Below are 11,116 nucleotides of genomic sequence, written 5' to 3'. Positions count from 1 at the left end.
GAGCCTTTTTTCGTCTCCGCGGTCAAGGCTCGGTCCGTGAAGGCCTCCTTTAGGGACTCTGGGTCCCTCAAGGAGGCCTTCACGGACTTGCGGCCCGCCACACGTGCCCCACTGGCGCCAGTAGTCACAGCGGCCGCGCGTGAAGGCCCCCTTCCCTCGGCTCAGCCGAGGAAAGGGGGCCTTCACGCTTTGCCAACTACAGGTAGGGGGCCTTCATGTACCACAACCGCCGAAAGTCCATAGTGGACAGAAGCCATCTGGGGCATTTGTCCGGATCGGCCAGGCCGTGAGGGCCTCCTTCCCTACCCTGAAAGTAGGGAAGGAGGCCCTCACGGCCTCGACTGTCCTGGTTGGCGGGCTCTCCGCGCGGTAGGTTGGCTACTCCGGTAAGGGGAGAGATCGGAGGGAGGGGGGCTTGTCATGGGCGAAAGCGGTTCCCCTGCCCGCTTCCAGCTCCTCGGTCCCGTGCGCCTCCTCGACGGCGATCGGCCGGTTCCCGTCGGCGGTCCCGGCGTCCGCGGCCTGCTCGCGCTGCTGGCGCTGAAGGTCAACAAGGTCGTCGCGCTCGACGAGATCATCGACGCGCTCTGGGGCCACGATCCGCCCGCCACCGCCCGCACGATCGTCCACGGCAACGTCTCGCATCTGCGCCGCGTGCTCCGGGAGATCCAGGGCGATCATCCGCGCGGCGCCCGGATCCTCACCGCGCCGCCCGGCTATCAGCTCACCGTCGAGCCCGACCGGATCGACGTCCACCGCGCCCGGTCGCTGCTGGAGCGGGCCTCGACGGAGGAGCCGGAAAAGGCGTCCGAGCTGCTGGCGGAGGCCCTCGCGCTGTGGCAGGGGCCCGCGCTGGCCGGCGTGCCGGGTTCGGTCCGCGCTCCCGAACTGGAGGATCTGCGGCTCGCCGTCCACGGCGCCAGGGTCGACGCGGATCTCGAACTCGGCAGGCACGCGGAACTGATCGTCGAGCTCAGCCCGCTGGTCCGGGCCACGCCGCTCGCCGAGCGCACGGCAGGGCAGCTGATGCGCGCGCTGTATCACGCCGGACGCCGCGGCGACGCGCTCGAGCTCTATCGCACGGTGTCCCGGGCGACCCTGCGCACCCTCGGCGTCGAACCGGGCGCGGACCTGCGGTGGCTGCACGAACGCGTCCTCAACGACGATCTGCCGGTCAAGGTCGTCGCGGAGCCGAAGCCCGAGGCGGCGCCCGTCCAGCAGCTGCCGCCCGCCGTGCCGAACCTCGCCGGACGCGAGGCGGATCTGGCCTGGCTCGACGAGCTCGCCGAGCGGGCCGAAGCGGGCGAGACCGCGGTCGGCGTGGTCACCGGCACCGCCGGGATCGGCAAGAGCAGCCTGGTGGTGTGGTGGGCGCATCGCGCGGCCCGCCGCTTCCCCGACGGCATTCTGTTCGCCTCGCTGCGTGGTTTCGACCCGCATCATCCGCCGCTGGAGCCCGCGGAGCTGCTCACCCAGTTCCTGCTCGGGCTCGGCGTCCCGGCCGAGGGCGTCCCGGAGCAGGTCCACGAACGCGTCGCCCTCTACCGGTCGATGATCGCCGGCCGCCGGATGCTGGTGATCCTCGACAACGCCCGCTCCGCCGAGCAGGTCCGGCCGTTGCTGCCGCCCGGTTCGCGGTCGATGGCCTTGGTGACCAGCCGTTCCCGCCTCGACGGGCTCGCCGTGTCCAACGCCGCCAAACTGCGGGTGCTCGGCACGCTCGCGCCCGGCGACGCCGTCCGGCTGATCGAGGAGCTCGCCGGGCCCGCCGGCTACGACCTCAACCACGCGCTCGCCCGGCTGTGCGGTTATCTCCCGCTGGCGTTGCGGATCGCGGGAGCCCGGCTCGCCGCCAGCGCGCAGTGGTCCGCGCAGGATCTGGTCGACGAACTCGGCAACGAGCGGACCAGGCTGGCCGCGCTCGACGTCGAAGGGCCCGACGACGGGGTCCGTGCGGCGTTCGACGTCTCGTTCCGCGGGCTCCCCGCCGAGGTCGCGAACACGTTCCTGCGGCTCGGCGTCGTCCAATGCGTATCGGCCGGTTCGCATCTGACAGCCGCGATCGGCGGGATCACCGTCGCCGAGGCACGGCGGCATCTGCGGGTGCTCGCCGCGCACAACCTGCTCGCCGAAACCGGCCGCGATTCCTTCGTCCCGCACGACCTGGTCCGGCTGTTCCTTCGCGAACTGGCGGAGAACGAGCTCGACGAGGCCGACCGGGAAGACGTCCTGACGCGGTCGGTGCGGTTCTATCAGGCCGTCGCCGACCGGGCCCGGCGCAAGATGCTGCGCATCGTCGACCCCCTCGATTTCACCGACGTGCTCAGCGACGCGCAGACACCGCCGATCGGTTCGTTCGACGAGGCACAGGACTGGTTCACCGCGGAATGGGAGAACCTGATCGAAGTCCTCGAAGCCGCCCGCGCCGCCGGACGGCACGACGACGTGTGGCGGCTGGCCAGGGTCGCGCACACCTATCGCGCGGTGTACCCGCTGCTGGACGAGTGGACGCGGCTGGTCGGGATCGGGCTGGAGGCCGCCGAACGGTCCGGTGACGTCCTCGGCCGGTGCTGGATGCTGATCTCCCGGTGCGCCATCGCGCTCACCTTCGAGCTGCCGCAGGGATGCCTCGCCGACGCCGAACGCGCGCTGGAACTCGCGAGCGCGATCGGCGACGACCGGCTGATGGTCTCGGCGAACATCCACCTCGGCTCCGCCCTGACCCTGCTCGGCCGGTACGACGACGCCATCGCGACGTTGCGGCGGGCGATCGAGGAGACCGAGCGGACCGGCGACCTCGAATTGCGCGGACAGGCGCTCAACAACTGCGCCGAGGCGGAAAAGCGGGCCGGGCGGTTCATCGAGGCGATCGGGCACCAGATCGCGTCGCTGGAAATCGACCGGACCCTCGGCGACGACAGCTACGTCGTCGTCTCGCTGAACAATCTGGCCGAATTGAGCATGCGGATCGGCGAACTCGCCGCGGCCGAACGGTACGTCTGGGAGGCCGTCGACCTGACGATCAGCAGGCGGTTCGTCCTGCAGGAAGGCGTTCTGCGGCTGACCTTGGGCAGGGTGCTGCGGGCAGGCTCGGATGTGGCCGGTGCCCGCGAGCAATTCGCGCTCGCGCTGAAGATCCTCGCGGACGCCAATCCGAAGCTGGCGGGATTGGTCCGTGCGGAACTCACGGACCTCGGCGAAAGTCCGTGAGTGATCCTTAGCGGATTCTTAGTGGCCTCGCCGCTGACGCGCGTAGGGTCCGATTCGGCGCCGATCGAGCCCTAGGGGAGGGGCATGCGGTAGGGATCGGCGCCCGGGCGGGCCCTTTCCGGGCCGGTCCGAAGAGCCGCCAGGAGCGGCTCGTGGCGGTCCGGCCGGTGGAGGTGGGGGCGATACCGGCCGGCCGCCAGGCGGCCACCGCCGCGTTTCGTCCTCTGAATGCGGCCCTTGCGCGTGCAAGTACCGCGTTCAGAGGACGAAACGCAGAGGTTGAGACGCAGGGGTCAGCCGGTGCCGGCGGTGCACAGGGCGATGGTCTGCCCCTTGTTCTCCGCCACCTTCTGGCCGTTGACCAGGATCGAGCAGGCGATCTGGTTGCTGACCGACGAGTTCCGGGTGTCCGCGGTGACGGTGAGCAGGTAGTCGCCGGAGTTGAAGGACGCCGTACCGCGCCATTCGTCGGTGCTGGCGGGGGTCGTCTCGGTCCGCTGGTCGTTGAGCGAGCCGAACCGGATGGTCGCGCCGCCCGAGGCGCTCACGACGAACTCGACGGTGTTCTTGTCCCCGGCGACGGCCGGGATGTGCAACCCCGACTCGCCGGTGGCGAAGAAACTGGTGTAGACCAGTAACCCGCCCGCGGCCAGCAGAGCGGTGATCGAAAGCGCGAGCCCCGCGATCCCCATTCCCTTCTTGTCCGCTTCGCCCTTCTTGATTTTGGTCAAACCGATCACGGAAAGAATCATTCCGATCACGGCGAGCGGCCAGGCGGCGATCCCGGCGACCGGGACGAAGGCGACCCCGAGCGCCGCGATTCCAACCAGGAAACCCGCGATGACCAGGCCGTTCTTGGGTTTGCGGTGCCGTGTTCCGTGCGCGGCGAACCCTGGGCCGTAGCGAGTGGCAGGCGGGTGCGGGAGAGGTGGATCGGTCGGCATACATGCCCTTTCGGAGGCTTCCGTCCGAAGACGTTAACCCATCGTTCGGGGCAATGGCCGAAATTGTTACCTGCCGGAAAAAGTCATCGTTCCACGATGATCAAGCGGTTATCGACATTTTCTGACGAGAATTGTGGCACCGCCGATTGTCGGAAACCCGATCACTGATCGAACAGGCTGACTTCCGGGGTGATCTCCAGCAGTTCGTGCACCGGGCGGCCGCGGCGGCCGTCGATGGTCGTGGTGCGCACGACGCGCAGCCGCGCGGTCACCGGCCGGTCCAGGTTCTCCTTGATCTCGTCGAGCAGATCCGGCGCCACCGCGCCCTGGATCGTGCCGCCCGATTCGCGTTCGAGATAGAAGATCCGGCGCCGGGTGCGGACACCGTCCAGCCTGCCGCTGACCGTCTCGTAGCCGACGGCCTCGCGCGATTCGCGCAGGCTCCCGGACAGGATCCTCGCCTGCTCGGTGGTCATGCTGCGGGTCAGTTCGTCGCCGGACGTCGGCGTCAGCGCCATCCCGATCCCGGCGTGCTTGCTGACCGCGTTGACGATGTCGCTGACCGCGTTGCGGACGGTGTCGCGCTGCAGCAGCACCGCGTCCAGCGCGCCGTCGTCGGAGCCGTTGGCAGGCAGGAAATCGCACAGTTCCTTGACCGCGCGTTCGGACAGCGACTCGATCCCGTCGTGGATGAGCGCGTCGTCGAGCGCCGGTTCGGGGAAGCCGAAGAAGATCGCGTTGCCGGCCTGGCCGCGCTGGATCAGCGGGGCCTTCTCCCGGTCCGCGGGCTGGACGAAGGTCACCTCGCCCGACGGATTGCGGATGATGTGCCCGATCTTGGCCGTCGCGTCCTGCAACGCGCGGCTGATGTCGGAGAAGGTGTACGCGTCCAGATGCGACTCGCCGATCACGGACACGCGAAGCAGCGGCGAGCGCGACGTCCGCTCGAACTTCGCGTACGCGGCCATCGCCGACGCGCGGGCGAGGTCGTCGAGCCAGGTGCCGCCGGGGATCTCGTCGGCGATACGCCGGAATTCGTTCCTCACCAGATCACTTCCGGAATTCCCCTGCCACCCGATGCCCACACTTCTTCCCAGATCTCCTCGTCGCCGGGGCGGCAGAGGAAACCGTCGAGCATGCCGCCGACGGGCTGGACCTGGTCCAGATACATCGCGGGCTGGCCGACGATGACCCCGCGCAGCGTCAGCAGCCCGTACAGCGCCGAGCGGCCCGCGTCGTCGAGCCGTTTGAGCGCGCCCCATTCGTCCGGGATCAGCACCACGTCGAGCCCGCGCGGCGGATGCGGGGTCCTGGCGGTCAGATCGCCGCCGATCCACGCACGGCCGGTCGGCATGATCCGCCGGGCGACGCCAAGGTAACTGTTCAGCGCGCTGAACAGGATTTCACGGTCGTTCTGGTGCGGCGCGTCGAAGACCAGCCGCTCGTAGACATCGGCCAGATCGGCGGGATGGCGGCCAGGAGGCAGCAGGTTGTGCGGCGTCCAATAGGGGAGCGCCAATCGGAGCCTCCTTCGTGTGCCGGAGCTCCCGATCGAAGAAACGTACCCGGCGTCCCGCTCACAGTGCGTAGCCGAATTTACCAGGCGAGTGTCAGCCGCCCTGCCCCGGCCGGTGCCCGGGGGTGTGACCCGCGGGTGGCCAGTCCTCGTCGCTCGGCCAGACCGGTTCCGGTTCGTGCCCGCCCTCGCCGTTGCGGGCGGCCGGTTCCGGCTGCTCGGGGTGGTAGGCCCGCACCGGTTCCGGGATCAGCTGACCCTCGCGGTGGCCTTCCGCCTCCTGGTCGTACGGCTCGTCGTCGTCCTGGATCCGTGCGGGCGGGAGGAACTGCGTCCGTTCGGTGGAGAGCAGCTCGGGCACGGGTTCGGGGTCCGGTTCGTGCGGGACCGGGACCCCGGTGGCGCGCGCCGGCTCGTGGGCCGCCGGTTCCGCCGCGGGCCGCTCGCGTCGTTCGCCGCGCATCAGCAGCCAGGTGACACCGCAGCCGAGGGCGAACGAGATGAGCAGCCAGAGCCAGATCTGCCCGAAGAGCCAGAGCATCAGGCCATCACCTCTGTTCCGCCGTGATGTCGACGCGGCGGCCCTCGCCGCTCGCGCCGTCGGAGTTCTTGCGCTGGGTGGAGTACGCCTGGTCGCGTTTGACCCCGTTGCGCTCCAGCAACCGCTCCACGGTCAGCGCCCGGTTCAGCGCGAGTTTGCGATCCGAACCGGTCGCGACCGACCCGGTGATCCGGAACCGCAGCTCGCGGGGCGCGTCCGTGAGCAGCTTCGCGATCTCCAGCGCGCCGCGTTCGCCGTCCGCGGTGAGTTCGGTGGTGTCCGGTTCGAAGGTGATCGGCGTGGCCGCCAGCAGGCGGTCGATCTCGGCCTGGAACCCGGCCTTGTCGGTCGGCTTGGCCGAGGTCGGCGGCGGGCTTGGCGACGGGCTCGGCGGGGCGGGCGGGCCCGACGGCTCGCCGCTGGTCGTCACCGGGCCCGCGGGCGGGGCGGTGTCACCGGAGATCTCGACCGTCCGGACGCCGTCGATCCGCTGGATGGCGTCGATCGCCTGCGCGGCCTTGTCCGGCGGGAAACCGGTGAGGTTGGCGTCGCGGCCGGAGAAGCTCACCTGGCCGCCGGAGACGCCGACGTCGGCGAGCGCGTCCTTGGCGCGTGCCGCCAGCTCGGCCTCGATGTCGTCCGAGGCCGACCAGACGGTGATCGCCGTCAAGGCGAGCGTGACCAGCAGCGCTGTAGGCAGCAAGCGGCTCCAGCGTGTACCGGGCATGAAGGGACTGTAAGCCGCGTTCGTCCGGTTGGCGAACCGGCTTTCCGCACGTACCGCGCTCCCCGCGAGGCGCCGCGCACCCGGTCTGGCCTGCGACGTCGGCCGCGGCCCGGGCCGGCAGCCTGCCTCGCCGTGGTCGGCACATGACCCTTCTGGGTGACATCGATCGGCGCCCCTGAAGTCCGTGAAGGCCTCCTTGAGGGACCCAGAGTCCCTCAAGGAGGCCTTCACGGACTTGCGGGCGTTCAGCTCGCGTGGTGGTGGATCTCCCGCAGATCCTTGGCCGGGAGCGCGACGCCCGTCGGCTCGATCTGCTCCAGCGGGAGCAGCGGTGCGAGAGCGGGGCGCTTCGGGGACAGGCCGTCGCCCATGGATTCGCCCTTGAGCTGACGCCGGATCCACGGCAGCAGGTGCGCCTTCGTCCATTCGAGGTCCGAGCGGCGGGAGGTGATCCAGGTACTCGGCTCCTCGGACGCCGGCCACGGCTCACGCCAGTCGTCGGCGACCGGGACGCCGAGGACCTCGGCCGCGCGCAGCGCGATCCGCCGGTGGGCCTCGGGGGTGAAGTGCAGCCGGTCGTCGCTCCAGGCGCGGCGGTCGTGCAGCGGGGCCATCGCCCACATGTCGACCATCTTGGCGCCGTGCCGGTCGGCGATCGCCCACAGATGCGCGTTGTAGATGCCGACCTTCCCCCGGAGGACGTGCATCACGGACAGGTACTTGGTGTCCGGCCCGTTGAAGATGAGCACCGGGATCCCGGCCTCGCGCAGCTTGGCGACCCCCGCCTCCAGCCGCGCGGCGACGGCGTCCACGTCCGCGCCGGGCACGATGATGTCGTTGCCGCCCGCGCACAAGGTGACCAGGTCGGGCTTCACTTCGAGGGCGATGGGCAGCTGCTCTTCGAGGATCTCGTCGAGCATCTTCCCGCGGAGGGCGAGGTTCGCGTACTGGAAGTCCGGCCTGCCTTCGGCGAGGATCTCCGCCAGCCTGTCCGCCCAACCCCTGAAGGTACCGTCGGGCAGGTCGTCGTTCAGTCCTTCGGTGAAGCTGTCACCGATCGCCACATAGCTGTCGAATCCGTACACGTTGGGTCCCCTTCCGTCCGTGTGCCCCCGGTTGGTACTTGTACACCACAACTAACAGCTGAGAGCGCCCCTGCAATCCCACCTGGCCGAAACCCGTGGTTCAGCCCGTTGACACAGTCTCTTATTTTGTCGGACGTCCATGCATCTCCATTACCGGGATGTACACTCCTGGACTGCGGAGATTCCCCTCAAGTGGGCGTAAACCGGACACGGTATGTGGCGAACGTCTCCCCGCCCGGGTGTTCGGGCTCATAGATCCGGCAGGCTGTAAGGGTGACCTCACGACCCCCGCGCGAGTCGCTCGCCCAGATCCTCGGCGGGCGGCGTGGCGCCATCGACGCGAGCATTCCGCCCGCGGCCTTCGTCCTGGGCTGGCTGATCGCCGGCCAGTCGATCGCCTGGGGCGCCGGGGCGGCCATCGGAGTGGCGGTGCTGCTCGGCGGGTACCGGGTCGCCCGGGGCGACAAGGCCCGCGCGGTCGTGGTGAGCCTCGCCGCGGTGATCGCCGCCGCGCTGATCGCGCTGCACACCGGCCGCGCCGAAGACTTCTTCCTCATCCAGCTGCTGTCCAATGTGGCCAGCGCGCTGTTGTGGGCGGCCAGCATCGTGGTCCGGTGGCCGCTGCTCGGCGTCGTGGTCGGGCTCGTCATCGGGCAGAAGACCCGCTGGCGCCGCGATCCCGCGTTGCTGCGCGCCTATTCGCGGGCGAGCTGGGTGTGGGTCTTCCTGCAGTACACCTTGCGGGTCGCCGTGTACGGCTCGCTGTGGTGGAGCGGGCAGGTGGTCGCGCTCGGCATCGCGCGGACGGTGCTCTCCTGGCCGTTGGTCGCGGTGACGGTCGCGGTGAGCGGCTGGGTGCTGTACCGCACGCTGCCGCCGGACCATCCCGGCCTGCGAGTGGTGGAGGAGAACGAGGATCCCTCGGATTCCGAGCCTGGTGGGCTGCCGAGGACATAAGGCGGCCCCCGGCGAGGGGGGAGGGTCCGGGGGCCGGGTCCTACGGTACCCGGAGTTCGGCCCCGGAGTCGATGGTTTGGTCTTTTCGGGCTTGTCCCGGGTGTTTTTTCAGGATGACACCGGTCGCGGGGCCCCTTCCCCGTAGGCGTCGACGGCGGCCAGCCAAGCGGCTCCGAGGACGCCGTCGGTGCTGGTCAGGACCTCGATGCCGTCGAGTTCGGCGCGGACCTTCGCCCCGACCGGGCCCTCCGGCGACAGCACGCCGCCCACCAGGACGATCGGCGTCGTCTCCCCGGGATCCCGCGTGGTCATGACGTTCGTCACCAACAGGGTCGCCGCGCGGCTGATGATCTCGTCGGCAGCCGGGTCGCCTTCGCGGTAGGCCTCGCTGACGAACGGGGCGAATCTGGCGAGCCGGATCGGCGCTTCGGAATTGGCGCTCGTGATGAGCGCGCGCCACAGCGAGGCTCCGGCCGCTGGGTCCACTGCGGACGGTCCGAGCGCTTCGGAGAGCACGGCGCGCGCGAGCGGACCGGGTTCGCCGCCGCGGCCCAGAACATCCAAAGTGGAGCGAACGGCTTCACGGCCGAGCCAAAAGGCCGAACCTTCGTCACCGAGCAACCAGCCGTAGCCGCCGGCGGTGGAGACCATCCGCCTGCCGCGGATCCGGCCCGCGATCGACCCGGTGCCCGCCACGAGAACCGAACCGTCCGGGGAAGAAGTCGCCGACGCGTAGGCGACCTCCGGATCGGGGACCGTCCGCACCGGACCGATCCCCGCGTCCTTCCAAGCGGCTTCGAAGATCTCCGCGATCGACGGATCGCTCAGCTTGCTGACGCCCGCCATGCCGACGACGCACGCCGCCGTCGCGGCCGGATCGAGCCCGCCAAGCGCGCCGGTGATCGCGCTCGCGATCCGCGCGGCGGCTTCCGCCGGCGGATGGGAATTGGGGTTCGCGCCGCCCGCGCGTCCGGTACCGAGGACGGCGCCGGAGGCGTCGACGGCGATCGCTCGCGTCGACGTGCCCCCGGCGTCCACACCGATGACGTGATTCACCGGGTCTTGGTCACCTTGAGCAGCCCGCGCGGGCTGTCCGGGTCACCGCCGCGCGCCAGCGAAAGACCGAGCGCGATCCGCTGGATCGGCAGGATCTCCAGGATCGGGGCGACCTCTTCGGCGGACGGCGCGACGCCGATCCGCAGCGCCGCGGGGACGTCGGCCGAAGCCGAACCGACCGCGAGCACGTCCGCGCCGCGTTTGCCGACGGCCTCGAGGACCTCCTGCATCGCGCCCACTCCGTGGCCCTGGCTCGTCACGGCCAGCACGGCGGTCTCGCCGTCGACCGCGGCGACCGGGCCGTGCAACAGGTCCGCGCCGCTGTACGCGCGGGCGGCGAGGTAGCTGGTTTCCGCCAGCTTCAAGGAACCTTCCAGCGCCGAGGCGTAGGAGTAGCCGCGGCCGGTGGTGAGCACCCGGTCGACGAAGCGGTACCGGTCCACCGCGCGCTGCACGCCTTCGACGGAGCCGTCGAGGGTCTGCTGTGCGAGCTCGCCCAGCTTCTCCGCGTCTTCGCCCTTGCCGCCGCGGACCGCGTCGATCAGAAGGTAAAGCGAAAGCAAGGTGGCCGAGTAGGTCTTGGTGGCGGCCACGGCCTTTTCCAGTCCCGCGCCGATGTCGACGCCGAGTTCGGCGGCGGCGCGCAGCGGGGATTCCGGGGTGTTGGTGACCGAGACGGTCAGCGCTCCCTGGCGACGCGCGGTTTCGGTGACCTCGATGAGATCCGGGGAACCGCCGCTTTGGCTTACTGTGATGAAGAGAACGTCCCGCAGATCGGGACGGGCGCCGTACAAAGTCGCGGTGGAGGGTGAGACGAGACCGCAGGGGAGACCGAGGAGTACTTCGATCAGGTACTTCGCATACAGGGCGGCGTGGTCGCTGGAGCCGCGGGCGGCGAGGAGTGCGAACCTGGGCGGGCGCTTGGAGATGGCTTCGGCCACCTCGGCGATTTCGGCCTGTCGCTCCACGATTCCTGCCAGAATGGCGGGTTGCTGGGAGATCTCCGCGGCCATGTGCTCGCCGGGGCGCTGTTCGGTCATCTCGTTCCCTTCCACCGGGACGTACTTCGTCCCCCGAGTA

General features: G+C 70.0%; 10 protein-coding genes. 2 read left to right on the top strand and 8 right to left on the bottom strand.

The genetic code is table 11. The features are described 5' to 3' along the window. The first annotated feature begins 420 nt into the window (after nucleotides 1–420). Nucleotides 421–3,210, top strand: coding sequence for a BTAD domain-containing putative transcriptional regulator (locus ACFWIW_RS31755; protein WP_378371851.1), 2,790 nt, complete (start codon nucleotides 421–423; stop codon nucleotides 3,208–3,210). Nucleotides 3,211–3,503: 293 nt separating this feature from the next. Here ACFWIW_RS31755 and ACFWIW_RS31750 read toward each other — a convergent pair whose 3' ends face one another. The 6 genes from ACFWIW_RS31750 to ACFWIW_RS31725 form a co-directional block, all read right to left on the bottom strand. Further along, nucleotides 3,504–4,154, bottom strand: coding sequence for a DUF4190 domain-containing protein (locus ACFWIW_RS31750; RefSeq protein WP_378371850.1), 651 nt, complete (start codon nucleotides 4,152–4,154; stop codon nucleotides 3,504–3,506). A 161-nt stretch (nucleotides 4,155–4,315) separates the two neighbouring features. After that, entirely contained in the window at nucleotides 4,316–5,200 is an 885-nt protein-coding gene (locus ACFWIW_RS31745; protein ID WP_037335497.1) for a hypothetical protein, read from the bottom strand. After that, on the bottom strand, nucleotides 5,197–5,673 hold the full coding sequence (locus ACFWIW_RS31740) for a DUF6932 family protein (RefSeq protein WP_016337641.1): 477 nt from the start codon (nucleotides 5,671–5,673) through the stop codon (nucleotides 5,197–5,199). The genes ACFWIW_RS31745 and ACFWIW_RS31740 overlap by 4 nt, the downstream gene beginning before the upstream one ends. A gap of 91 nt (nucleotides 5,674–5,764) precedes the next feature. Further along, complete coding sequence (locus ACFWIW_RS31735; RefSeq protein WP_378371849.1) at nucleotides 5,765–6,211, bottom strand: hypothetical protein; 447 nt, start codon at nucleotides 6,209–6,211, stop codon at nucleotides 5,765–5,767. A gap of 7 nt (nucleotides 6,212–6,218) precedes the next feature. After that, nucleotides 6,219–6,938 carry a cell envelope biogenesis protein OmpA gene (locus ACFWIW_RS31730; protein ID WP_378371848.1) on the bottom strand — a complete coding sequence of 240 codons (720 nt, stop codon included), beginning with the start codon at nucleotides 6,936–6,938 and terminating at the stop codon, nucleotides 6,219–6,221. Between the two features lie 245 nt (nucleotides 6,939–7,183). Beyond that, nucleotides 7,184–8,023, bottom strand: a complete 840-nt coding sequence (locus ACFWIW_RS31725) for an SGNH/GDSL hydrolase family protein (RefSeq protein WP_378371847.1) — start codon at nucleotides 8,021–8,023, stop codon at nucleotides 7,184–7,186. A 273-nt stretch (nucleotides 8,024–8,296) separates the two neighbouring features. Here ACFWIW_RS31725 and ACFWIW_RS31720 point away from each other — a divergent pair, with 273 nt between their 5' ends. Then, nucleotides 8,297–8,980: a DUF3159 domain-containing protein gene (locus ACFWIW_RS31720; protein ID WP_378371846.1), complete on the top strand. Its 684-nt coding sequence runs from the start codon at nucleotides 8,297–8,299 to the stop codon at nucleotides 8,978–8,980. 108 nt (nucleotides 8,981–9,088) lie between these two features. Here the strand turns inward: ACFWIW_RS31720 and ACFWIW_RS31715 are convergent, their stop codons facing one another. Beyond that, nucleotides 9,089–10,036, bottom strand: coding sequence for an N-acetylglucosamine kinase (locus ACFWIW_RS31715; RefSeq protein WP_378371845.1), 948 nt, complete (start codon nucleotides 10,034–10,036; stop codon nucleotides 9,089–9,091). Beyond that, nucleotides 10,033–11,076, bottom strand: coding sequence for an SIS domain-containing protein (locus tag ACFWIW_RS31710; RefSeq protein ID WP_037336305.1), 1,044 nt, complete (start codon nucleotides 11,074–11,076; stop codon nucleotides 10,033–10,035). The genes ACFWIW_RS31715 and ACFWIW_RS31710 overlap by 4 nt, the downstream gene beginning before the upstream one ends. Nucleotides 11,077–11,116: the final 40 nt, after the last annotated feature.

This window comes from Amycolatopsis sp. NPDC058340 (assembly GCF_042723975.1).
Lineage (GTDB): Bacteria > Actinomycetota > Actinomycetes > Mycobacteriales > Pseudonocardiaceae > Amycolatopsis.
The sequence above is the reverse complement of the archived record's forward strand: the minus strand, read 5'-3'. Positions and strand labels throughout refer to the sequence as shown.

Coding starts and splice junctions, on each gene's coding strand:
- ACFWIW_RS31750 (WP_378371850.1), bottom strand. CDS start 4,154: ATGCCGACCGATCCACCTCTCCCGCACCCGCCTGCCACTCGCTACGGC.
- ACFWIW_RS31710 (WP_037336305.1), bottom strand. CDS start 11,076: ATGACCGAACAGCGCCCCGGCGAGCACATGGCCGCGGAGATCTCCCAG.
- ACFWIW_RS31730 (WP_378371848.1), bottom strand. CDS start 6,938: ATGCCCGGTACACGCTGGAGCCGCTTGCTGCCTACAGCGCTGCTGGTC.
- ACFWIW_RS31755 (WP_378371851.1), top strand. CDS start 421: ATGGGCGAAAGCGGTTCCCCTGCCCGCTTCCAGCTCCTCGGTCCCGTG.
- ACFWIW_RS31735 (WP_378371849.1), bottom strand. CDS start 6,211: ATGCTCTGGCTCTTCGGGCAGATCTGGCTCTGGCTGCTCATCTCGTTC.